This is a genomic window from Actinocrispum wychmicini (assembly GCF_004345645.1).
In the GTDB taxonomy this organism is placed as follows: Bacteria; Actinomycetota; Actinomycetes; order Mycobacteriales; family Pseudonocardiaceae; genus Kibdelosporangium; species Kibdelosporangium wychmicini.
Map to the genome: position 1 here is coordinate 451215 of NZ_SLWS01000006.1, position 23617 is coordinate 474831.

Annotated in this window: 20 protein-coding genes; 8 read left to right on the forward strand and 12 right to left on the reverse strand. The window is 69.4% G+C overall.

Annotation, left to right across the window (positions count from 1 at the left end; genetic code table 11):
* Positions 1 to 113: 113 nt before the first annotated feature.
* The 3 genes from EV192_RS28335 to EV192_RS28345 all read left to right on the forward strand — a co-directional run bounded on the left by EV192_RS28335 (position 114) and on the right by EV192_RS28345 (position 3523).
* Entirely contained in the window at positions 114 to 1274 is a 1161-nt protein-coding gene (locus EV192_RS28335; protein WP_132120670.1) for an anhydro-N-acetylmuramic acid kinase, read from the forward strand.
* Positions 1261 to 2817: a sodium:solute symporter gene (locus tag EV192_RS28340; protein ID WP_132120672.1), complete on the forward strand. Its 1557-nt coding sequence runs from the start codon at positions 1261 to 1263 to the stop codon at positions 2815 to 2817. The genes EV192_RS28335 and EV192_RS28340 overlap by 14 nt, the downstream gene beginning before the upstream one ends.
* Positions 2818 to 2884: 67 nt before the next feature.
* Complete coding sequence (locus EV192_RS28345; RefSeq protein ID WP_132120674.1) at positions 2885 to 3523, forward strand: TetR/AcrR family transcriptional regulator; 639 nt, start codon at positions 2885 to 2887, stop codon at positions 3521 to 3523.
* Here EV192_RS28345 and EV192_RS28350 read toward each other — a convergent pair.
* Both EV192_RS28350 and EV192_RS28355 read right to left on the reverse strand, forming a co-directional pair.
* Entirely contained in the window at positions 3507 to 4196 is a 690-nt protein-coding gene (locus EV192_RS28350) for a YceI family protein (protein WP_165960646.1), read from the reverse strand. The genes EV192_RS28345 and EV192_RS28350 overlap by 17 nt on opposite strands.
* Positions 4197 to 4266: 70 nt before the next feature.
* Positions 4267 to 5169, reverse strand: coding sequence for a GNAT family N-acetyltransferase (locus EV192_RS28355; RefSeq protein WP_132120679.1), 903 nt, complete (start codon positions 5167 to 5169; stop codon positions 4267 to 4269).
* An 80-nt stretch (positions 5170 to 5249) separates the two neighbouring features.
* Here EV192_RS28355 and EV192_RS28360 point away from each other — a divergent pair, with 80 nt between their 5' ends.
* Together EV192_RS28360 and EV192_RS28365 are read left to right on the forward strand one after the other, a co-directional pair.
* On the forward strand, positions 5250 to 5756 hold the full coding sequence (locus EV192_RS28360; protein ID WP_132120681.1) for a pyridoxamine 5'-phosphate oxidase family protein: 507 nt from the start codon (positions 5250 to 5252) through the stop codon (positions 5754 to 5756).
* A gap of 32 nt (positions 5757 to 5788) precedes the next feature.
* Positions 5789 to 6274 carry a tetratricopeptide repeat protein gene (locus tag EV192_RS28365; RefSeq protein ID WP_132120683.1) on the forward strand — a complete coding sequence of 162 codons (486 nt, stop codon included), beginning with the start codon at positions 5789 to 5791 and terminating at the stop codon, positions 6272 to 6274.
* Here EV192_RS28365 and smc read toward each other — a convergent pair.
* From smc to EV192_RS28390, 5 genes are all read right to left on the reverse strand, one after another.
* Positions 6271 to 9852 carry a chromosome segregation protein SMC gene (gene smc / locus EV192_RS28370; RefSeq protein WP_132121488.1) on the reverse strand — a complete coding sequence of 1194 codons (3582 nt, stop codon included), beginning with the start codon at positions 9850 to 9852 and terminating at the stop codon, positions 6271 to 6273. The two genes, EV192_RS28365 and smc, sit on opposite strands and share 4 nt — an antisense overlap.
* Before the next feature lie 94 nt (positions 9853 to 9946).
* The gene (locus tag EV192_RS28375; protein WP_132120685.1) at positions 9947 to 10678 is read right to left on the reverse strand and encodes an anti-sigma factor family protein; all 732 of its coding nucleotides are present in this window, start codon (positions 10676 to 10678) and stop codon (positions 9947 to 9949) included.
* On the reverse strand, positions 10678 to 11196 hold the full coding sequence (locus EV192_RS28380) for a sigma-70 family RNA polymerase sigma factor (protein WP_132120687.1): 519 nt from the start codon (positions 11194 to 11196) through the stop codon (positions 10678 to 10680). Before EV192_RS28380 ends, EV192_RS28375 begins: the two co-directional genes overlap by 1 nt.
* A 46-nt stretch (positions 11197 to 11242) precedes the next feature.
* Positions 11243 to 11524, reverse strand: coding sequence for an acylphosphatase (locus EV192_RS28385; RefSeq protein ID WP_132120689.1), 282 nt, complete (start codon positions 11522 to 11524; stop codon positions 11243 to 11245).
* Between the two features lie 152 nt (positions 11525 to 11676).
* The gene (locus tag EV192_RS28390; protein WP_132120691.1) at positions 11677 to 12198 is read right to left on the reverse strand and encodes a hypothetical protein; all 522 of its coding nucleotides are present in this window, start codon (positions 12196 to 12198) and stop codon (positions 11677 to 11679) included.
* Positions 12199 to 12323: 125 nt separating this feature from the next.
* Here EV192_RS28390 and EV192_RS28395 point away from each other — a divergent pair, with 125 nt between their 5' ends.
* Positions 12324 to 13088, forward strand: a complete 765-nt coding sequence (locus tag EV192_RS28395; protein ID WP_243727121.1) for a CAP domain-containing protein — start codon at positions 12324 to 12326, stop codon at positions 13086 to 13088.
* On the opposite strand, the gene EV192_RS28400 is transcribed toward EV192_RS28395, so the two are convergent.
* On the reverse strand, positions 13089 to 13340 hold the full coding sequence (locus EV192_RS28400; protein ID WP_132120693.1) for a hypothetical protein: 252 nt from the start codon (positions 13338 to 13340) through the stop codon (positions 13089 to 13091).
* A gap of 224 nt (positions 13341 to 13564) precedes the next feature.
* On the reverse strand, positions 13565 to 14068 hold the full coding sequence (locus EV192_RS28405; protein ID WP_132120695.1) for an Lrp/AsnC family transcriptional regulator: 504 nt from the start codon (positions 14066 to 14068) through the stop codon (positions 13565 to 13567).
* Between the two features lie 95 nt (positions 14069 to 14163).
* Here EV192_RS28405 and EV192_RS28410 point away from each other — a divergent pair, with 95 nt between their 5' ends.
* Positions 14164 to 15351, forward strand: a complete 1188-nt coding sequence (locus tag EV192_RS28410) for an MFS transporter (protein ID WP_207926268.1) — start codon at positions 14164 to 14166, stop codon at positions 15349 to 15351.
* On the opposite strand, the gene EV192_RS28415 is transcribed toward EV192_RS28410, so the two are convergent.
* Entirely contained in the window at positions 15332 to 19432 is a 4101-nt protein-coding gene (locus EV192_RS28415; RefSeq protein ID WP_132120697.1) for a family 78 glycoside hydrolase catalytic domain, read from the reverse strand. The two genes, EV192_RS28410 and EV192_RS28415, sit on opposite strands and share 20 nt — an antisense overlap.
* A 175-nt stretch (positions 19433 to 19607) precedes the next feature.
* Here EV192_RS28415 and EV192_RS28420 point away from each other — a divergent pair, with 175 nt between their 5' ends.
* Positions 19608 to 20378 carry an alpha/beta fold hydrolase gene (locus tag EV192_RS28420; RefSeq protein ID WP_132120699.1) on the forward strand — a complete coding sequence of 257 codons (771 nt, stop codon included), beginning with the start codon at positions 19608 to 19610 and terminating at the stop codon, positions 20376 to 20378.
* Positions 20379 to 20381: 3 nt separating this feature from the next.
* Here EV192_RS28420 and EV192_RS28425 read toward each other — a convergent pair whose 3' ends face one another.
* Together EV192_RS28425 and EV192_RS28430 are read right to left on the reverse strand one after the other, a co-directional pair.
* Positions 20382 to 21068: a response regulator gene (locus tag EV192_RS28425; protein ID WP_132120701.1), complete on the reverse strand. Its 687-nt coding sequence runs from the start codon at positions 21066 to 21068 to the stop codon at positions 20382 to 20384.
* Entirely contained in the window at positions 21065 to 23617 is a 2553-nt protein-coding gene (locus EV192_RS28430) for a sensor histidine kinase (RefSeq protein ID WP_132120703.1), read from the reverse strand. The genes EV192_RS28425 and EV192_RS28430 overlap by 4 nt, the downstream gene beginning before the upstream one ends.

Here is a 23617-nt window from a genome sequence, read left to right on the forward strand (position 1 = left end):
CCACATCCTCCCACCCGCGGAACGGACAAGCTTCAACCGTATTCGAATCGGTTAGGTCAAGAATTCACCTCAGGTGTTGCGTAACGCCGCTGTGTGGAATAGACCACACCTTTATGAGTTCGACTCGGGTCATTGGCCTCATTTCGGGCACGTCGGTGGACGCCATCGACGTGGCCGTCGCCGACCTGTGGCTCGACCGTGACACAGTCCACCTGGTCCCCTTGGGACACACCGAGGTCGCTTACCCCACGGACGTCCGGCAGGAAGTCCTCGCCGCGCTCCCGCCACGGCCGGCCACGGCCGAGCAGATGTGCAAGCTCGACACCTGGATCGGCCAGGCGTTCGCGACCGCCGCCGGCACTGCGCTCACCGAGATCGCCCCGGACGCGGACCTGGTCGCGTCTCTCGGCCAGACCGTCTACCACTGGGTGGACGGCACGACCTGCTTGGGCACGCTGCAACTGGGACAGCCGGCGTGGATCGCGGAACGGACCGGCCTACCCGTGGTCTCCGACCTGCGCGCCCGGGACGTCGCCGCGGGCGGCCACGGCGCTCCCCTCGCCGGCCTGTTCGACCAGCTCTGGCTGGGCGACGGCATCGCGCTCAACATCGGTGGGATCGCGAACATCACCTCGGTCGTCGACAGCCAGGCGTACGACACCGGCCCCGGCAACGCCTTGCTGGACCTCGCCGCGGACATGGTCACGGGCAAGCCGTACGACGAGGACGGCGCGTTGGCGAAGGCCGGGACCGTCCGCCAGGACCTGCTCGACGTGCTGCTGGCCGACCCGTACTACGCCCAGCTCCCGCCGAAGTCCACCGGCAAGGAGCACTTCAACGCCGAATACCTGGGCGAGGCCCTCGGCCGGGTGCCCCCCGTGGACGGTCCGGACCTGTTGGCGACCCTGGTCGAACTGACCGCGTGCACCATCGCGAACGCGTGCGTGCGGCACGATGCGGCGCGGGTCGTCGCGTCCGGCGGCGGGGTCCGCAACCCGGCGCTGATGGCCGCGCTCGCCACCCGGCTCGACGTCGACCTGGTCACCAGTGACAGCCTCGGCATCCCCAGTGACGCCAAGGAGGCGTACCTGACCGCGCTGCTCGGTTTCCTGACGTGGCACGGGATTCCGGCCGACCCGCCGACCGGCGCCCGCGGGCCCCGCCTGCTCGGCAGCATCACGCCCGGGCATGGTCCGCTGCGGCTGCCCGAACCGGCGACGACGAACGTGACCAAGATGGAAGTGGCAACTGGAGGGGCCCGTGCGGACACTTGATATAGCGATCATCATCATCTACTTAGCGGCGATGCCGTTGATCGGTGTGCTCGTCGGCCGCAAGCAGAAGTCCGCTTCGGACTACTTCGTCGGCGAACGAAGCCTGCCGTGGTTCGCTGTGACGCTGTCCGTGGTGGCCACGGAGACGTCCACGCTGACCGTGATCAGCACGCCAGGTCTGGTGTTCGGCAACGCCTTCACGTTCCTGTCGCTCGCGCTCGGCTACATCGTCGGCCGCACCATCGCCGCGTTCGTGCTGCTGCCGCAGTACTTCAAGGGCAACATGGTCAGCGCGTACGGGTTCCTCGGCAAACGGTTCGGCAAGGGCCTGCAGGGCACGGCATCGCTCACGTTCATCGTCACCAGGCTGCTCGCCGAAGGTGTCCGCCTGTTCGCCGGCGCCATCCCGATCAAGATCATTCTCGATCATTTCGGGGTGAGCATGAGCTACCCGGCGATCGTGGTCATCCTGACCGCGCTCACCCTGCTGTACGCGTACGTCGGCGGGATCAAGGCGGTGGTCTGGGTGGACGTCATCCAGCTGTCGCTGTACCTCGGCGGGGCGATCGCCGCGATCATCGTGCTGGCCAACAAGCTGCCGGACGGCTGGCTGTCGATGGCGCGCGCGGACGGCAAGCTCGACCTCTGGAATCTCAGCCTGCACATCTGGACGTCGCCGTACATGTTGATCACCGGCATCGTCGGCGGCGCGGTGTTCTCGATGGCGTCGCACGGCTCCGACCAGCTGATCGCGCAGCGCCTGCTGGCCACCAAGAGCCTGCGCGACGGGCAGAAGGCCCTGATCGGCAGCGGGATCATCGTGTTCGTCCAGTTCACGCTGTTCCTGGTGGTCGGCGCGATGCTGTGGGTCTTCGACGGCCGCAAGACCGTGACCCAGTTGGGGATGCAGAGCGCGGACGACGTGTTCTCCAGGTTCATCATCGACGACCTGCCGGTGGGCATCTCCGGCCTGCTCATCGCCGGGGTGCTCGCGTCCACGATGGGCGCGTTGGCGTCGGCGCTCAACGCGCTGTCCACGTCCACGGTCGCCGACCTGTACCAGAAGTTCACGAAACGGAACGCCAGCGACTCCAAGCTGCTCCGGCACGGTCGCGTGTGGACACTCGTGTGGGCGGTGGTGTTCGCGGTCTTCGCGTCGATGTTCTCCAGCACCAAGAACTCGGTGATCGAACTCGGCCTGGCGATCGTCGGCTACACCTACGGCGCGCTGCTTGGCGCGTTCGTGCTCGGCCTGGTCGTCCGCAGGGCACGTCAGGCCGACGCGATCGTCGCGTTCGTCGCCACGGTCGCGGTCATGGCGTTCGTCATCCTCGGCCTGAAGTTCTCCAAGACCACCGGCGCGTTCATCGGCGTGGACTTCTCCAAGGCGGCCGGGGACAACGTGGCACTGGCCTTCCCGTGGTACCCGCTGCTCGGGGTGCTGATCACGTTGGTGGTGGGCGGCCTGATGTCGTTGCGGCACCCGAGCCCGCCGCCGCCCGAGGAGGCGGCCGAGGAGGAAGCCGTCGCCAAGGTCGCGTAGGTCCCCCGCCGGGTGGGGGTCCCCGGATCCCCACCCACTTGTCAGGTGAGGCGCCTATTGTGGGGCGATGACGAGCACGCGGGCACCGCGTCGGCACTACGGCGGCAGGTCGGACGCGCAGCGCAGGGCCGAACGGCACGAGCGGCTGATGGAGGCCGGTCTGGAGCTGTTCGGTTCGGAGGGCTACGCGGCCACGTCCATCGAGCGGCTGTGCGCGACCGCGAGCGTCTCGACGCGGAACTTCTACGAGGAGTTCCCGGGCCGGGAGGCGTTGCTCATCGCGTTGCACGAACGGATCACCCAGTTGGCCCTGCAGAGCGCCTTCGCCGCACTCGTCGGCTACGAGGAGAAGCCGCTGGCCGAACGGATCGGCCGGATGGTCCGCGCGTACATCACCACCACGTCGGGTGATCCGAAGTGGACACGGCTGGCGTACGTGGAAGTGGTCGGGGTCAGCGCGGCCGTGGAGCAACACCGGCTGATGTGGCGGGAGCGGATCGTCGAGTTCCTGGTCCAGGAGGCCAACCGCGCGGTCGACCGCGGCGAGGCCGGCGCCCGGGACTTCCACCTCACCGCGGTCGCGTTCATCGGCGCGGTGAACGAACTCGTCTACTACTGGTCCATGCACGACCGCAACACGCCGCTGGACGACCTGTGCGAGGAGCTGACCCGGCTGGCGGTCGCCGCGATCACTGGCCCTTCCTGAGCGTCAGCAGCACCTCGACGTCGCCGTGGTCCTCGGTGGTGATGCCGGGGATGTTCGGCTTCGAGATCCCGTAGTCCGCGAACGCCACCGGGATCTTGGTCTGTGCCTGCAAGGTGTCGTTGCCGCGCTGCACGGTCAGGTCCACGGTCACCGAATTGGTCTTGCCGTGCAGGGTGAACTGGCCGGGCACCTTGACGGTCACGGTCTGCCCGGTCGACGGCACGGTGCCGAAGTCGACCGGCGCGGTCAGCGCGAATGTCGCCGTGGGGAACTGGGCCACCGACAGCAGCTCGTCTCGAAACGTTTCATCCCGGCCGCTCTTGTCGGACTTGACGGACGCCATGTCCACCGTGACCGTGCCGCCGGTGATCTTCGTGCCGGCGATCGCGACCGTGCCGGTGACCTTGCCGGTCCGGCCGACCGCGGTGGTGTCCTGGCCGAACAGGATCTCCTTGACCCGGTATCCGGCCTGCGACCCGTCGGCGACCGCCCATGTCCCGTCGAGGAGGACCGCCTCCCCGGAGCCCTGAGCGGTGTTGTTCAACGCCAGTTCCTGGGCGGGCGCGGCGCTCAGGACGTGGATGTAGAACCATGGCACGCCGAAGAACCCGCCGGCCACCAGTACGATCCCGCCGACCAGCCAGAGCTTCCAGTGTCGCTTGAAACGGCCCATGCCCCTTCGTACGCCACTGGTCACGCTGAGGTTCATCACCCGCGGCGGATCGACAGGGTGTCGACAGGAATTAGGGTTTTCGCCGGTAGCTCACGAGCTGGGGCCCGACCTGGAAGCCGAGCCGGCCGAACATCCCCGCTGACGCGAGATTGTCGTCGTCCACCACGGCGACGGCCTGGCGTTTGGCCCCGTTGCGTGCGTCCAGCTCGCGTAACAGGCCGCGGACGACCATTCCACCGACGCCGACACATCGCATGTCCGGTTCGACGGCCACATAGTCGACCAGATACTCGTTGTGCCGCGCGTATCCCGCGGCGAACCCGGCGAGCCTGCCTTCGCCCTGCCGGAGTACCACCACGGTGTGGTCGCCGTCGAGCAGCTGCCTGGTGGATCTGGTCCGGTCGGCGAAGGCTTGTTCGTACAGGGCGCCGACCTGCGCGTGCAGGCCGGGGTCGAGCAGTTCCACCTTGTCCACGTCCTGGGTGAGCAGTGATCTCAGCTCGGCTCCGGCCAGAACGAACAGCTTGGTCGGCCGGGTGGCGGCGAACCCGTGCCGCCGGGCGAAGTCCGCGAGCTGCCGGTGCTGGACGTGCCCGAACAGGTCGAGATCCTCGACGCCGGCGAGCTTGGGCAGCTCCCGGACGCAGTCGAAAAGGTTGTCCGCGTTGGTGTCCCATGCCTGTGGAGCCGCCGGATGGCCACTGGGTACGTCCACGAACGGCCCGTACAGCCAGCCGCGCCCCAACTCCGCGTTCACGTCGGCACTCAGCACACCCCGCAACGCGCCGCTCGACCCGACCGCGACCGCGGCCCCGGAATGCCAGTCGGGCCGGAACCCGGATATCTCGTCGGTGATCTCGGCGACAGTCATGCCGTGGAAGCCGATGTGATGAGCTGGGTCTGCCTGCAAACGCGCGACCAGCTCTGCGACGGCCGGAATGTCGGCGCGCGTAGCCGGACGGATCTTTGTCATGACCGAATCCTGAACTTCTGTTCGCCCGCGCGCGACTGGTTTACCTATTAATGAATGAAGATTCATGTATTATCGTGGTCATGTACGAGACCCACCATGACCTGGAGGAACTCCAGCGGCTCCTCGATGAGAGCTACGCGGGAGCGGGTACCCACCTACGATCGATCACCACCCCGGAGCGGCGGCTGGACGCGGCCGGCGTGGTCTCCCACACAAAGGGCGTCCGGGTGCTGCACCTGGCGACCGTGACCGCGCGGGCCGAACCCAGGGTGAGCCCGGTCGACAGCTTGTTCTACCGCGGCCACTTCTACTTCGGCTCGTCCCCGGAGTCGATGAAGTTCCGGCACATCCGCCAGCGGCCACAGGTGAGCGGCACGGTGACCGCCGGCGAGGAGCTGGCGATCACCGTGCACGGAGTCGCGGTACAGATCGACACGGCCGCCCCCGACCAACGAGGCCTACGGGACTACATCGTGGAAACCTACGGAGCGGCTTGGTGGGACGAATGGGGAGCGGGCGCGCCCTACGCCCGGATCGACCCCACCAAGATGTTCACGTACTTCGTGCCGCCCCGGAATAATGCGTAGGACGGTGCCAACGCGCAAGGGAGAAACCCACTGTGACCTGGGAACAGCGACTGGCGGACGCATGGGCGTCGATCGACGACCACGCCGAGGCGGAGTTCGTCGCGTTGATCGAGCGGGTCACGGCCGAACTGCCCGACGGCGATCCGATCAGGACATTCGAACGCGCCGCGTCACTCGACTCGACGGGCCATTCGGACCTCGCGGTGCCGATGTACCGGCAAGCGCTCGACCAAGGTCTGACCGGGGAACGGCGGCGGCGGGCGGTGATCCAGATGGCCAGCTCACTCAGGAACCTCGGCCGTTCCGCGGAAAGCGTCGAGTTGTTGGAACACGAGGTGACCGTGGCCAACGACCACCTCGACGACGCCGTGAAAGTGGTGCTCGCCTTGGCGTTGACGGATGTCGGGCGGGAACGCGAAGCCGTGTCGATCGCAGTTGGCGCACTGGCCAAGCACCTTCCGCGCTATCAGCGCTCGATGGCGAACTACGCGCGACTGTTGCTGGAAGAGGACCGTTAGACCTCTTTGCTCAGGCGCTGCGAAATCACCTGGGTGACGCCGTCGCCGCGCATGCTCACGCCGTAGAGGGCGTCCGCGATCTCCATGGTCGGCTTCTGGTGCGTGATGATGATCAGCTGGGAGGTCGCGCGCAGCTCTTGGAGCAGGCCGATCAGGCGGCGCATGTTGGTGTCGTCCAGTGCCGCCTCGACCTCGTCCATCACGTAGAAGGGCGAGGGGCGGGCCCGGAAGATCGCCACCAGCATGGCCACCGCCACCAGGGACTTCTCGCCGCCGGACAGCAGGGACAGGCGCTTGATCTTCTTGCCTGGCGGGCGGGCTTCCACGTCGACGCCGGTGACGAGCATGTCGTTCGGCTCGGTCAGGATCATCCGGCCCTCGCCGCCCGGGAACAGGGTGTTGAAGACGATCTCGAACTCGCGGGCCACGTCCTCGTAGGCGGACGTGAAGACCTCCAGGATCTTGTCGTCCACCTCCTTCACGACCGTGAGCAGGTCGCGGCGGGTGGCTTTGAGGTCCTCCAGTTGGGTGGACAGGAACTTGTAGCGTTCCTCCAGCGCGGCGAACTCCTCCAGGGCCAACGGGTTCACCTTGCCCAGCAGGGACAGGTCCCGCTCGGCTTTCTTGGCGCGGCGCTGCTGGGTGTCGCGGTCGTACGGTGACGACGGCGGCCGGATCACGTCCTCGCCGCGTTCCTTCGCCGCCTCGTACTCGGCGATCTCGTTGGGGGGCGCGGGAACCAGGCGGTCCGGGCCGTACTCGGCCACCAGATCGTCCAGGCCCATCCCGAAGTCCTCGGCGATCTTGGTCTCCAGCTGCTCGATCCGCAGCCGCTGTTCGGCCCGCAGCACCTCGTCGCGGTGCACGGCGTCGGTGAGCTTCTCCAGTTCGTTGGACAGTTCCCGGACACGTCCGCGAACCTCCAGCAACGCCGACTCCCGGTGCGACCGTCGGGACGCCACCTCGTCACGGACCGTGGCGGCCCGGCTCAGCGACACGTCGATGCGTTCGATGGCGTACTCGCCGCCACGAACCACCGCGTCGGCCACGAGCTTGCCGCGCTGACGGGCTTCCCGCGCCCGCTCGAACCGTTCGCGCGCTTCACGTTCCTGACGCGCCGCGCGCCGCAGCCCCTCCGCCTTACCCGCGACGGCCCGTGCGCGCTCCTCAGCGGTACGCAACGCGAGACGTGTGTCCATTTCCTGCTGGCGCGCGGTGTTCAGGGACGCCACGGCTTCGTCGCGCACGCGCGAGTCGGGTTCGTCGTCCAGCGGCTGTTCCTGGGCGCCGACCAGGCGTTCTTCCAGTTCGGCGAGCTTGGTGAGCTGCTCCTCACGGGCCTGCTCGATCTTGGCCCGCTGGATCCGGACGCGTTCCACTTCGGCTTCGGCGGTCTTGGCGGCCTGACGCATCCGCGCGATCCGCTCACCGGAGCGGGCCTTGCGGACCTTGGCCTCGCTCAACGCCTCCTTGGCGGCGTTGACCTCCTCCCGCCGCGCCTCCTGCTCGGCGCGCGCACCCGCAAGCGCCCCAACGGATTCCGCCAGTCCTCGCTCGACCATCACGAGCTGGTCGTTGGCCTCGTCGACCGCGGCCTGCACCTCGATCACGCTCTCGCTGCGGCCCGAACCGCCCACGGCCCAGTCCGCGCCGAGTAGGTCGCCGTCGGTCGTGACGGCCCGCAGCGACGGGTCCATCGCCACGATTTGCCTTGCCGCGGCCAGGTTTTCGACCACCACGACCCGGTCGAGGGCTCGGTCGAGGGCGGGCCGCAGCGCGTCCGGGCAGCGAACCCGGTCGGCCGCCCACGACGCCCCGGGCGGCAACCCCGGCCAGCCCGATCGGTCCACAGTGGACCCGAGGGAGCCGATCAGCAGACCGGCCCGGCCGGCGTCGTTGTCCCGCAACAAAGACAGCGCGGTCACCGCGTCGTCGCCGCCGGCGACCGCCACCGCGTCCGCGATCGGCCCGAGCGCGGCGGCCATCGCCACCTCGGCACCGGGCGAAACGGTGAGCAGCGCGGCGACCGACCCGAGCAGTCCAGGCAGCCGATGGCCGGCCGCGAGCAGCGCGCCGGCGCCGTCCTTTCGGTTGAGCCCCAACGAAAGCGCGTCGACTCGGGCCCGCCACGAGGCGATCTCCCGTTCCGCCTTGCGCTCGGCCGTGACCAGCTCGTTCACCCGGGCCTTGGCCTGTTCCTCGGCCGCGACCGCGTGTCGGTGCCGGTCGTGCAACGCCTCGTCGTCGGAGTCCTCGACCCCGGTCTCGACCTCGGTGTCGACCAGCTCGCCCGCGGCGACCGCCAGCCGGTCCTCGGCCTCGGCCAACGTGGTGGACAGCCGTTCGATCTCCTCGGCGGTCGCGCTGTTCTTGCTGCGCAACGCCTCCACCTGGCCGGCGAGCCTGGCCAGGCCCTCCCGGCGGTCGGCGATCGCCCGGACCGCCGCGAGGTGCGCCTTCTCCGCCGCGGCGACCGCGTTCTCCAGCTCGGACCGGCGCGCCAACGCCTCGGACAGCGCCTCGCGGGCGATCTCCACACCTTCGGCCAGCTCGACCTCAAGCTCGGCGGCCTCCTCCGCCTCGGCGTCCAGCGCTTCGGGGTCACGCCCCTGAGACGGCCGTTCGCCCTGGTCGGACAAGTGCCGGGCGCGTTCGGCGGCCAACCGGACCGTGCCGCGCAGCCGTTCCGCCAACGCGGACAGCCGGTACCAGGCGTCCTGCGCGGCGGTCAGCGCGGGCGCGTCCTCGGCCAGCGACGCTTCGAGTTCGTTCTGCTCGGCCTGCGCGAACTGCAACGCCCGCTCGGTCTCGCCGCGCTTGGCCCGCGCGGTCGCCTCGTCCTGTTCTTCCTTGGCCAGTTCGTAACGCTGGGTCACCAAATCGTCGGCGATCAGCCGCAGCCGCGCGTCCCGCAGCTCCATCTGCACGACCTGGGCGCGCCGGGCGATCTCCGCCTGCTTGCCCAGCGGCTTGAGCTGGCGGCGCAACTCGGCGGTCAGGTCGGTCAGCCGGGTCAGGTTGGCCTGCATCGCGTCCAGCTTCCGCAGCGCCTTCTCCTTGCGCTTACGGTGCTTGAGAACGCCCGCGGCCTCCTCGATGAACGCCCGGCGGCCCTCCGGCTTGGACTCCAGGATGGCGCCCAGCTGGCCCTGGCCGACGATGACGTGCATCTCCCGGCCGATACCGGAGTCCGACAGCAGTTCCTGCACGTCCATCAGCCGGCAGCTGGACCCGTTGATCTCGTACTCGCTGGCGCCGTCCCGGAAGATCCGGCGGGTGATCGACACCTCGGTGTAGTCGATCGGCAGGGCGCCGTCGGTGTTGTCGATGGTCAGCGTCACCTCGGCGCGGCCGAGCGGCTGGCGCTGGCCGGCGCCCGCGAAGATGACGTCCTCCATCTTGCCGCCGCGCAGCGACTTCGCGCCCTGCTCACCCATCACCCAGCTCAGCGCGTCCAGCACGTTCGACTTGCCGGACCCGTTCGGCCCGACGACACAGGTGATCCCTGGTTCGAAGCGAAGTGTGGTCGCCGAGGCGAAGGACTTGAAGCCCTTCAGCGTCAGGCTCTTGAGGTGCACGAACGCCAGACCTCTCGGGTATGTCACGACTCGGTATCTCGCCGAGGGTACCCGGCCGGCATGAGGAACCCACGGAGCCCGAGGGGTGAGTCACTCAGGAGGCGTGGATCCCCACAAGCAGCGCGCCACCCGCGACGACCTCGACCCGTTCGATGTCACTCAGCTGGATGGACGTGCTGCCTGGCGCGGACCTGATGGCCGTGTAGTTGCCCGCCGCCCACTGGCCGGCGATCTCGCTGCTGCCGTCCCGGCCGTAGACGATCATGTGGCAGAGCTTGCGGCCCTCCGGCACGGCCTCCATGGAAAGGCGCAGCTCAGTGCCCCAGCCGCGCTTGGTCAGCTCGACCCGGCCGAACACCCCGGTGGTGGGGTCGACCGCGGTCCACGCCACGGGCGACGCCTGGATCGCCGGCGCGGGCGTGTCGTCGTGCATGACCACGAAGCCACCGCCGGCCAGCAACACGACGGCCGCGGCGGCGACGATGGCCGCCCGGGACCGGCGCAGCCAGCCCGGCCGGGCAGGCGGCGGTTCGGACAGGTTGGACAAGTTAGACGGATCAGGCAGCTCGGACATGTCGGGCATCGGCCCGGCCAGCGCGATCTCGGCCGGCAGCTCGATCGGCCAGTCCGGCAGGTCACCCTCGGTCTCGATGGCCTGGTAGTCGGCCGGCGACAGGCGTTGCAGCAGCCCCGGCAGGGGCGCCAGCCGGACGAGTTCCGACTTGCAGTGCGCGCAGCTCGCGATGTGGTCCTCGAACTGCGACCGTTCGGTCGGGTCAAGCGCGCCAAGCAAGTAGGCACCGAGCGAGACGGTTCGGCGGCACATCAAGGCTCGGTCACCCCCCGTTCCTCCAGAGCGTCGCGCAACGCGCGCAGCGCGTAGAACGACCGTGACTTCACCGTGCCCGGCGGGATGCCGAGCACGGTCGCGGCCTCGGCAACGGTCCGCCTGCGGAAGAACAGCTCCCCGATCACCGTGCGGTGCTCCTTGCTCAGCGCGCGCATGGCCTCGGCGATCTGCCAGCTCTGCAGGACCCTGTCGAAGTCGTCGTCGACGCGGGGGATGTCCTGGCTGGGCATCGGCACCTCCGTGACTCGCGCGCCCTGCCGGCGGTAGCCGGAGACGATCAGGTTCCGGGTGACCGTGTACAGCCACGGCCCGGCCTGATCCACACTCAACGTGTGAGCGTTGCGCCACGCGCGCAACAGCGTCTCCTGCACCACGTCTTCCGCCCGCTGGTAGTCACCACCAACTGACCGCAGGGCATATGCCATGAGCGGTCGCCGGTATTTGTCGTAGAGCTCGCGAACCAACGCTTCACGTTGCTCGGGGGTGCTCCCCACGCGGTCTATTACGCCCCTCCACCCGGCCCGGTTCAATCCGCCCGGACTACTTCTCCAAAAATCCGGTCATCCCACCACGCGCCTCGGACCAGCGCTCCACCACGGTCTCGACCTGGCCAGGGCCCTCGCCGCCGCGCAACGCCGCCAACAGCCGCTCGCACGCCGCCCGCGGCCCCTCGGCGACCACCTCCACCCGGCCGTCGGGCATGTTGCGGGCACTGCCGACCAGCTTCAACGCGAGCGCCCGGCCGCGGGTCCACCAGCGGAAACCGACGCCCTGGACGTCGCCGCGCACCCATGCCGTAAGACGGGCCGAAGGCTCATGCATACCCTGATCATCGCAGTGCGGGATCGGCCGAACGGAAGTGCCGCCGGAGAGTGGTGGTACGTTTCCTGGCCGTGACCGCCCGCCCGGCCGGTCGGGGCCGGGTGGCAGCCGACGACGAGGAGCCCCTCGATGGCCGAAGACATGGCCGGGGACTATGACCGCATCGACATCTCCGAACTCGGTTCCGGTGAGCCGGACGAGCGCTCCGGTGCCCGGCGGGCGCCGTACGCGTTGCTCGCCGCCGCCGGGGTCGGTGTGGCCACGGCGTGTGCCGCGCTCGCCAGCTTCGCCGTGACCGCCAACGGCGCGTCCACCCCGAGCCCCGCCCCGCCGTTGGTCACCCAAGTGAACAACTCCCACCAGAGTTCTTCGTCGGGCACGGGAACGAGCGATTCGGCCGCCCCGCAGCAGACCGGGGACAGCAGCGCGCCTCCGGACGCGTCGAAGAGCAGCAACCCACCCGTCTCGGGGCGCGACTCGCAGCACCCGGGCACGCCCACCCCCGGCGGCCCGCAGCAGCCGGGCAATCCCGGTGGCGGCAACACACCGCCGCCCGGCGGTGGGGGTGGCGGCAACCCGCCGGCGTCCAGCAGCAACTCTTCCTCGCCATCGAGTTCGTCGTCGAGTTCCTCCTCGAACCCGACGACGAGCAGCAGCGTGTCCACTCCGCCCACGTCGACCACCAAATAGCGGTCCGTGAGTGGCGCCGAATGCCGGCACGCATGCTGAGCTGTGAAGACGAAAATAAGTACCCCGTTAGGGGTTTGAAGATCACCCGTTGGTGGTACGTTGCCCCACCGTGAGTGACACGCGCCCCCGACGCGCCACGATCAAGGCCAGCCTGGTCGCGCTGACCGCCGGAGCCATCATCGCCGGTGTGGCCACCATGCTGAACCAGGCCACCACCGAGCGCCGCGGCCTCGAAGTGCCCACGGTGGAGGGTTACAACGCCGCCAACAACCAGGCGAGACAGGCCGGTTCGGGCACTGCCACAGCGGACGCGACGGCCCTCTCCGGGGCTGGCGGGGCCAGTTCGTCCACCAGCGCCACATCGTCGAGCAGCGCCTCGTCGTCCTCGTCGGCCAGCTCGACACCCGCGTCCACGTCCTCGCAGACGTCCGAGCAGCCGGCTCCGCCGCCCCCACCACCGCCACCGCCGGCCACCACGCCGCAGGCGCCGCCGAGCTCGCCGAACGCCGGCGAGGCCGCGAAGGTCGTGCAGCTGGTCAACCAGGAGCGCCAGGACGCCGGATGCGACGCCCTGAAAGTGGACAGCCGGCTGACCAACGCGGCCCAGGCGCACAGCACCGATATGGCCCAGCGGAACTATTTCGACCACACCACACCCGAAGGCGTGACATTCGACCAGCGAATCCGCGCGGCCGGTTACCAACAGCCCGCGGCGGAGAACATCGCCAAAGGCCAGCGGTCCGCCGACGCGGTCATGAACTCGTGGATGAACTCGTCCGGACACCGGCGCAACATCCTGAACTGCGCCTACAGCACGATTGGCGTCGGTCTGGACACCAACGGCTGGCTGTGGACCCAGGATTTCGGTTTCTGATCACTCGGTGAAACCCCAGGCCTCCAGGGCCCGACCGACGAAATCACCGCCCAGGTCATTGACCTCGTCCGCGCGACCCCGCCGTCGGGCGGGCAGCTCCTCGTCCTCGTCCGCGGCTATGACCTGGCCGTTCTCGGCCGACGGGTACCGCCATTCGGCGCCGCACCCGTTGGGGCAGGGGTGCTCCAGGTCGCGGAGCACCCCGTCCGGGCAGGGTTGCCGCCACCGCAGCACACCCTCGCCCTGGCACATCGGGCACTCACTTGGGGACCTGGCCGACACCGCCACAGGCTCGACAATAGTCCTTGCGATTGGGTGCCATTCCTGACCCGAGGCAGACTGGACACTCATTCACTTCGCACACCCTCTTCGTCGCCGCTGGCGAACGACCACTCCGACACCTGAAAGAGTCTCGGGATGGTCTGGTCCACCGCAACAAAGACCGCCCGATTGAGTGAACCCCCGCAACCGATCCGTTACGAACTCCACCCACTGTGGTTGCTGGACCGGAAGTAGTCCACCACCGGGCGGCCGACTGGCCGGCCCTCGTACTGTGTGGACAGAACAACCGATGATCGCATTTCGCCGTGCTGGTTGATCCGTTCGAGGAACCCCTCGAAGTGTTCGAGGGACGCGGTCCGCACCTTGAGCATCGAGCAGTGGTCGCCGCTGAGCTTGTGGATCTCGACCACCTCCGGGTAGTCCTCGGCGGTGCTCGTCTTGAGCAGGCACTTGTTCAGCTGGCAGCGCAACTCGACGAACGCGGTGATCGGGTGGCCGGCCCGGCGCGGGTCGACCGCGGCCCGGTACCCGGTGATCACGCCGCTCTCCTCCATCCGGCGCACCCGCTCGGCCACGGCCGGCGCGGACAAGTTCACCCGCCGGCCCAACTCCTTGAACGACAGCCGGCCGTCGTCCTGCAACAGGTCGAGGATGCGCCAGTCCAGGTCGTCGAGCGGCCTTTCCGAATGCAAGGTCATCGCCCTGATTCTCCGTTCGTTGTGCCGGTCACCGGCGTCGAATTGCGTTCATCGACCCTTCGCCGCAGCTTACGACCTGCATACCATCGATGACCATGACACTGGGGACAGCCACACCGCGGACAGCGGGCCGCCGACGCGCCATGGGCGCGTTGTTCACGACCGTCGCCCTGATGAACACGTCGACCACGCTGGCCACCACGGCCGGCACGCTGATCGCGGCCCAGATCGGCCCGGCGGCGTGGAGCGGGCTGCCCAGTGCGGCCAGCGTGTTCGGCACCGCGGTCGGCGCCCTGCTCGCCGGCCGCCTCACCGCCCGTCGCGGCCGTCGGCACGCGTTGCTGACCGGATACAGCCTCGGCGCGGTCGGCGCGCTCATCGCGTTCGCCGGCGCAGCGACCAGCTCGCTGGCACTGCTGCTGCTCGGACAGGCCATGCTCGGTGTGGGCAACGGCGCCGCGCAACTGTCCCGCTATCTCGCCGCGGACCTGTACCCGTTGGAACGCAAGGGGTTCGCGTTGTCGGCCGTGATCTGGGCGGGCACTGTCGGCGCGTTGACCGGGCCGCTGCTGATCGCACCGGCCGCTTCGGTCGCGCAGTCGTTGGGGCTGGTGGATCTCAGCGGGCCCACCCTGTTCGCCGCGATCGCGGTCGCGGCAGCCGCGCTCGCCGCGTTCCTGCTGCCGCCGGACGAGGCCCCCGAACAGCGCCCGACCGAAGGCTGGGCGGTGTTCCGCAAGCCCCAGTTGCGGCTGCCGCTGGCGGCCATGATCGTCGGGCAGGTCGTCATGGTCGGCGTCATGACGATGACGCCGCCCCAACTGCACCACCTCGGCCACAGTCTCGACACGGTCGGCTGGATCCTCAGCGCGCACATCTTCGGCATGTTCGCGCTGTCCCCCTTGACCGGACGGTTCGCCGACCGGTTCGGCGGGCGCGTCACGATCGCCTGCGGCATCGTCGTCCTGGCCATCGCGACCGGGCTGGCGTTCGCGTATCCCGAGTCGCACACGTCCGGCCTGCCGATCTCGCTGTTCCTGCTGGGCTACGGCTGGAACCTGATGTTCGTCGGCGGCAGCAGCCTGCTCAGCCGCATCCTGCCGACCGGCTCACAGGGCGCAGTGGACGCCGTGGTGTGGGGCTCGTCCGTGTTCGGCAGCGTCGGCGCCGGCCAACTGTTCGGTTACGGCGGCTACTCACTGGTGGCCGCCGTCGCCGGGGTGCTGGCCGTCCTGCCGGTGTTCGCGTTCGCGAGCAGGCGTCCTAAATCCGGTACCAGTTGACGAACCACGACGCGACGCTCGACTGGTTGGTGGCCCAGATGTCGCCGCCTGACTCGACCGCGACGATCATCGTGCCGTTGGCGGCGAGCCACAGCGCGGGCTCGCCGGACGCGGCCGGTCCGCCGTCGGTGGCGATCACGTCACCGGTGGAGAACCCCGAAGTGGGCGTGGACTGGCCGAAGATCCCGATCTGACCGCCGGTGGTCCGGGCGACGATCTGCACGGTGCCGTTGTTCGCCGGCGACTTCACCACCGCCGGCCGGCCGGTCAGCCCGCCGTAGAGGCTGACCTGGTACCAGGTCCGGAACCACTGGGCGACGGCCGGCTGGTTGGTCGCCTGGACGTTCCCGCCGGTGTCCACCGCGGCGACCACCATGGTCCCGTTGGCGGCCAGCCCGACCGCGGGATCACCGGCGAACGTGGGGCCGTCGCCGAAGACCACCGCGCCCGCCGAGAACCCGGAGTCCGGTGTGGACTGTCCGAACACCTGGATGTGGCCGTCCGTCGTCCGCGCGAACACGTTGAGCGTGCCGCCGACCCCGGGGGACAGCACAGCGGCCGGCGTGCCGGTGAACCCACCGGCGGCACTGAGTTTCGTCCACGGTTCGAACCACGTGCCGGGCGCGGTCTGCCTGGCCGCCCAGACGTTCCCGGTGGTGTCCACCGCGGTGACGAGCATGCCGCCGTTGGCCGCCAGCGTGACCGCCGGGTCGCCGGCGAAGGTCGGTCCACCGCCGATCACGACCCCGGGCGAGAACGCGGACGTCGGGCTGGACTGGCCGAACACCTTGATATTCCCGTCGGTCGTCCGCGCGAACGCCTGGACTGTCCTGCCGTTCGCGGGCGACAAGGCCGAAGCTGGCACACCGGTCACCCCGGCGTCGCCGTCCAGCCGGTACCACGGGACGAAACCGCCGTCGGTCTGCTGCTGGTTGGTGCCCATCAGCTTCCCGTCCCGGACCGTGAACATCACCAGGGTTTCGTTGGCCGCGCGGACCGTGGTCGACCCGGTGACGGGCAACGTGCTGGTGAAGTCGAAGCCACCCGAGCCGACCTGGTACACCGCGAAGCCGTTCTGGACGCTCTGGTAGCCGGCGGTGGCGACCGGGTTGGCCGGGTCGACCGGGACCTGGACGGTGGCCGTGCTCCCGACAGGAACCTGGACGTGCAACGAGAACGACGTGCCCGAGCGGTTCCAGTCGCTGACGGCCGGTCCGTGCGGCGTATGGAACGTGCTCGTGGCGTGCGGCAGGCCGCCGACCACGGCCGGCTTGATCACCAGCTTGTCACCCGCGACCGCGTCCGGCGCCGTCCGGACGCCGCCGAGCCCCGAACTGAACCAGCCCTCGATCGCCCCGAGCATCAAGTGGTCCTGGGAGTCCGGAGTGTCCGGGCCGGTCCAGCGTTCGGTCAACGACGTCGCGCCATGCGTCACCTGGTAGCCGTAACTGGGGCTGGCTGTCTGGATCAGGAGGTCGTACAGGACGTCGTCCCGGCCGCCGTCGCTCAGCACCCGGATCAGCGCGGTCAGCGCGATCTCGCCGACCGTCAAGTGGTTGCGTGCCTGGGCGATCCCGTTGACCAAGTGGGTGAACACGGCCTGCCGGGACGCGTCCGGCACGATCCCCATGTCGAGCGCCAAGGCGTCGGCCGCCTGGCTGCCCCTGTCGTATGTGTCGCCGTGCGCGAAGGTCCGGTTGATGGCGTCGCCGATCGACCCTGCCAGGGCGTTGTACGAGTTCGCGGACTGGTTGTCGCCCAGGACCGCGCTGATCTTCGCGAGCGTCCGGGCAACCTCGTGGTACGCGTAGTTGATGGTCAGCTGGCCGGAAGTGGCGCCGGAGTTGACCTCGAACCAGTCACCGAGCGAGTCACCATCGGTCAGCAGCGAACCGCCACCGGCGCGATTCTGCAAGTACGACAAGTACTTCCGCATCTGCGGATACAACGCGGCGAGCGTGTCGCGGTCACCGTACGTCTGATACAGCTGCCACGCGGTCAGTACGAGGGTGCTGCCCCAGTTCGGGTCGTCGCGGAACGCACCGGAGAACACCGTGTACTCGGGCGTGATGTCCGGGACGAGCCCGGAGTCGAGCTGGCTGTCGGCGACCGTCCGGAGGAACTGCCGGAAGTAGGCGGCCACGTCGTAGTCGCGACTGATCGCGTCGAAGACCAGGTGGTCCTGTTCCACCCAGCCGAGCTTCTCCCGGGCCGGGGTGTCCGTCGGGACACCGAACAGGTTGTTCTGGTACGCCTGATGGACGATCCGGTGGACCGAGTTGACGAGCTGGTTGGCGGAGTCGAACGTGCCTGCCTGCGGGTTGGCCGTGCTCAACTCGATGCCGGTGACATCCGGCGGCGCAGCCAGACCGGTCACCTCCAGGTAGCGGAACCCGTGATACGTGAACCTCGGGTGCCACACCTCGGTTCCGTTGCCCGCCAAGGTGTACGTGTCCCACACGTGCCACTGGTAGGCGAACGTCCGCTGGTCGACCGAGCCGTCGGCGGCCAACAGCTCGCCCGGCCGCATGGTGACCCGCGTCCCCGCTGGGCCGCTCACCGAGAGCTGCTCCCAGCCGGCGAAGTTCGTGCCCAAGTCGACTACGTAGTCCCCGTCGCGCCGCTTGGTGACGCTCACCGGGCGCAGCGTGCCGACCGGCTGCACCGGCGGCGCCATCTGGGCGCTCAACACGGTCTGCGGGCTCGGCGCGGCGGACGCGACCGCCGTCGGCCACCCGTTGCTGGGGCCGTTCGGCTTGTCCCAGCCGGATTGGGCCATCCGGGCGTCGTACTCCTCGCCGCCGTACCAGTTGGCGAAGACAGTCGGTCCGGGCGCGGTCCGCCACGAGGTGTCCGAGTTGACCCGGGCCGTGCCGCCGTCGGCGTACGTGATCTCCAGCTGGGCCAGCAGCCGCGGGGTGGCCATGGTGTCGTCGAACTTCTTCCAGCGGTCACCGGTGTTGCCCGCCATGTCGGCGATTCCGTTGGCCAGCGTGACACCTATTGTGTGGTCGCCTTGGCCGAGCTGAGCCGTCACGTCGTAGGTCGTGTAAATGACGCGTTTGCGGAAGTCCGTGTTCGGCGGTTGAAGCACCGCGGAAGTGACGCCCTGACCGTCGATGCTCACGTCGTACACGCCGACGCCGGTCATGTACAGCCGTGCGCTGCGCACCGGTCGGCCGACGTTGAACTGTTTGGCGAACTGGGGCGCTGAGGCGAGGGACGACGGCGTCGTCTGGTCGGTCACGGTCCAGGCAGTCGAGAACGGGCCGCCGTTGGCGTACTGGATCTGGTAGTCCACCGGGAAGTTCGGAATGTAGCCGTCGGCCGTGGTGATGCCGGTCCGCGGATACAGCAGCACCTCGTCGAACCGTTGCTGCTGGCCGAGATCGAGCTCGACCCAGGCCGAGTGGTTCGGGTCGGTGTACTCCCTGCTGGTGTATCCGTACGGCGGCTGGTCGGCCGTGAGCCGGCCGTCGGTCACGTACTCCGGCGCCCACTGCCCTGGCGCCACATAGCTTTCCGACACCTTCACCGACTTGCCCAGCGCCAGGTCCGTCCGGCCGCTGGCGCTGTCGCCCACCGCCATCTCCGCCAACTGCAGCCGGGACACCGGGTTGGCGAAGGCGTCCTCCTTGAGAGGCAGACCAAGCCGCGTCACGTTCAACCGGACCCAGCGAGCGTTCTGCGCGGGGAACCGGACCACCACCGGTGACGCGGGCGACGCGATCCACTGCGCGGACCAGTCCGCCTGGCCCAGCAGCCCCATCTCCCAGTGCGCCACCGGGCTCCACCCGGTCACCTGGCCGTTCGCGTCCCACACCCGGACGTGCCAGAACACCTGCTGGCGGGACGTCAGCGCGGGCCCGCCGTACGGCACACCCACCGACACCGACGAGGCCACCCGGCCGCTGTCCCACAGGTCCGGCGAACCCAGACCGTCCGCCGTGGTCGCCGCCTGGACCTGGTAGCCGGTCTGCGTCTGGTTCCGGCCGGCCGCCGACATTTCCCAGCTCAGCTTCGGGTGCTGGTCATCGATCCCGGTCGGGTCGGTGAGGTAGTCCACCCGCGGCGCCGCCACGCCGATATCCGACGCGGCCGACGCGCTCGGACCGGTGACCAAACCTGCGAAAACGACAGCACAAAGCCAAATTCGTCGCATGCGAGGCCCCCTCAGGATCTCACCACCGAGAGTAGCGCGCCGACAGCCGACCGTCGACCGATGAGTTTTCCGGCCGGCGGCTGTCCAACCTGACATGACGACGACAACCGTGACCTCGGCCGACGGAACCAAGATCGCCTACGACCGGGCAGGCACCGGGCCGGCGCTGGTGTTGATAGACGGCGCCTGCTGCTACCGGCACTTCGGTCCGCAGGTACCCCTCGCGGCCGTGCTCGCGACGGACTTCACTGTGTACACGTACGACCGCCGAGGCCGCGGCGAAAGCACCGACACCTTGCCGTACTCGGTGCAACGCGAGGTCGAGGACATCGAAGCGGTCATCCAGGAAGCCGGCGGCTCGGCCTTCCTCTACGGCCATTCCTCCGGTGCCTTGCTCGCCGCGCAGTCGCATCGGCTGTCCGTGCCGAAGATGGTGTTGTTCGAGCCGCCGGTAGGGGACGGCGGATTCGCCTCGTTCCCACCGGAGTTCGTCACCCAGTTGGGTGCCCTCGTCGACGAAGGCAAACGCGGCGACGCGGTGGAGATGTTCAACCGTGCCATCGGCGTGCCGGACGAGGTGATGGACGGCATGATGCGGCCGGTGTGGCCGGCCCTGGAAGCGCTCGCCCACACCCTGCTGTACGACTGCGCGATCGTGGCAGCGACCGACTTCGACGTGGTGCGGTCCGTCCAGGCCGAGACCCTGGTGCTCAGCAGCCACACCACCGGTGCGGACATGGCCGCCCGGTCCGCCGCGGTCGCCGAGAACCTGCCGAACGGCACGCACCGGGCGCTGGCCGGCGAGTGGCACGGCGTGGCCCCGGAGGACCTCGCCAAGGTGCTGATCGAGTTCTACCAGGGGTAACTGCTATGCCGTTTCGAAGCGGTAGCCCATGCCGGGCTCGGTCAGCAGGTGCCGTGGGTGCGACGGCTGGGGTTCGAGTTTCCGGCGCAGCTGCGCCAGGTACACCCTGAGGTAGTGGGTCTCGGCCGCGTAGGCCGGGCCCCACACCTCCTGCAGCAGCTGCTTCTGCGCCACCAGCCGGCCCTTGTTGCGGACCAGCACCTCCAGGACACCCCACTCGGTCGGGGTCAGGTGCACCTCGGCGCCTTCCTTCAGCACCTTCTTGGCCGCCAGGTCCACGGTGAACGAGCCGGTCTCGACGACCGCCTCCTCCTCGCCCGGGCCGGCCACGGTCGACCGGCGCACCGCCGCCCGCAGCCGGGCCAGCAGCTCGTCCATGCCGAACGGCTTGGTGACGTAGTCGTCCGCGCCCACGTCCAACGCCTCCACCTTGTCGCCGGAGTCGGTGCGGGCGGACAGCACGATGATCGGGACCGTGGTCCAGCCGCGCAGGCCGGCGATCACGTCCGTGCCGTCGATGTCCGGCAGGCCCAGGTCGAGCACGACCACGTCCGGCTTGCCCTCGGCGGCCGCGCGCAGGGCCGCCGCGCCGTCGTGCGCGGTGATCACCTGATAGCCACGCGCGGACAGGTTGATTCGCAGCGCGCGGACGATCTGCGGCTCGTCGTCCACCACCAGGACCTTGGTCATACCTTCGCCTCCGGAAGTGAGATCACGACTGTCAGGCCGCCGCCGGGAGTGTCCTCGGCGCGGATCGTGCCGCCCATGGCCTCGGTGAAGCCCTTCGCCACCGACAGGCCGAGGCCGACACCGGGCGTGTTGTCCCGGTCGCCGAGGCGCTGGAACGGCGCGAACACCGCGGTCGACGTGCCCTTCGGCAGGCCGCGGCCGTGGTCCACCACCCACAGCTCGACCCGGTCGCCGTACGCGCTCGCCCGCAGGGCCACCGCCGGCTCGTCCACGCTCACCCGCCCATCACCGTCCACATCGACCTTCCGGCTCGGTACGACCACGCCGTGCCGCAACGCGTTGTCCACCACATTAGCCACTACCCGCTCCAACAGGCCGACATCGGCACGCACCAACGGCAGTCCTTCGTCCACGTCGACCGCGACCCCGGCGTCGTTGTCCACACCGGACAGGGCGCGCGCCACCACCTCGTAGTAGCCCACCGGCTTCAGGTTCGGCTCGACCGCGCCGGTGGCCAGCCGGGACGAGTCCAGCAGGTTGTCCACCAGGCCGGCCAGCCGGTCGGCCGACTCCTCCACGGTCGCCAGCAGCTCGGCGGTGTCCTCTTCGGACAGCTTCAGGTCGGGTGCGCGCAGGCTGCCGACCGCGGCTTTGATCGAGGTCAACGGCGTCCGCAGGTCATGTCCGACGGCCGACAGCAGGGCCGTCCGCAGCTCGGTCGTCTCGGCCCGGCGCTGCGCCTTCATCGTCTGCGCGGCCATCCGCTGCTGCCGCAACGCGAGCAGCGCCTGGCCGGCGGCGGCTTCGAGGACACGCCGGTCGTGTGCGGGCAAAGCCTTGCCACGCAACGCCAAGTGCACGTCCGTGGTCACCGGCACGTCGACGTCGGCCTCGTCCGGCTCGTCGCACGGGGAGTCGCCGACGCACGCGACCCGGTGCCACGTGCCGTCCTCCTTTTCCAGCAACGCCACGGACGTCAGCCCGAAGTTCTCCTTGACCTTGGCCAGCAGCCGGTCCAACGGTTCGATGTGGGTCAGCACGGTCCGCGAGTACGACGCCAGCAGCGCGGCCTCGGTCCGGGCCCGCGCGGCCAGTTCCGCCCGGCGGGCGGCCCGGTCGACCACCACCGCGACCATGACCGCCACGACGACCATCGCGACCAACGTGACGACGTTCTGCTGCGCGTCGACCGTGAGCGTGAAGAACGGCTCGGTGAAGAAGAAGTTCAGCAGCAGCGCGCACAGCACGGACGCGAACACCGCCGGGCCGAGCCCGCCGACCAGGGCGACCACGATGATGGCCAGGAAGTAGTCGATGACGTTGGTCGACAGGATCAGGCTCTGCCGCAGCAACGCGCCGACCGCGGTCGCCACCGCCGGCAGCATGATCGCGAGGGACCAGCCGACGATCCGGCGCTGCCGGGACAGCGGGCTGCGCGCGAACTTCGCCCGCAGCCGGCCACCGGACTCCTCGTGGGTGACCATGTGCACGTCGATCGGCCCGGACTGCTGCACCACGGACGCGCCGATGCCCTCGTCGAACACCCGCGCCAGCCGCGACCGGCGGGACGTGCCGAGCACGAGCTGGGTGGCGTTGGCGCCGCGGGCGAAGTCGAGCATCGCGGTCGGGACGTCGTCACCGACCACGGTGTGCCAGGTCGCGCCCACGTCGTCGGTGAGCTTGCGGAGCTTGCTGAACGCGTCCGGCCCGACCCCCGCGAGCCCGTCGCCGCGCAGCACGTGCAGCACCATCAGCTCGGCGCCGGAGCGGGTCGCGATCCGGCTGGCGCGGCGGAGCAGTGTCTCGCTCTCCTTGCCGCCGGTGATCGCCACGACGACCCGTTCGCGGGCCTCCCACGTGTCGGTGATCTCCTTCTCCGCGCGGTAGCGCTGCAGGGCGACGTCCACCTGGTCGGCCACCCACAGCAGGGCCAGCTCGCGCAGCGCGGTGAGGTTGCCCGGCCGGAAGTAGTTGCCCAGTGCGGCGTCGATCCGGTGGGCCGGGTAGACGTTGCCGTGCGCGAGGCGGCGGCGCAGCGCCTCCGGGGTGATGTCGATCAGCTCGATCTGCTCGGCCCGGCGGACCACCTCGTCCGGGACGGTCTCCAGCTGCCGGGCGCCGGTGATCCGCTCCACCACGTCGTTGAGCGACTCCAGGTGCTGCACGTTGACCGTGGACAGCACGTCGATCCCGGCGGACAGCAGCTCCTCCACGTCCTGCCAGCGCTTGGCGTTGCGGGAGCCGGGGACGTTCGTGTGGGCCAGCTCGTCGACCACGGCCAGTTCGGGCTTGCGGGCCAGGACCGCGTCCACGTCGAGCTCCTCGAACTCCTGGCCCCGGTACTCCATGCGCGTGCGCGGGACCGCCTCCAGGCCGGTGATCAACGCGGCGGTCTTGGCCCGGCCGTGCGTCTCGACCAGCCCGACCACCACGTCGGTGCCCCGCTCCAGGCGGCGGTGGGCCTCGCCGAGCATGGCGAAGGTCTTGCCGACACCCGGGGCCGCACCGAGGTAGATCCGCAGCTCGCCGCGGCGGCGCTTGTAGTCCAC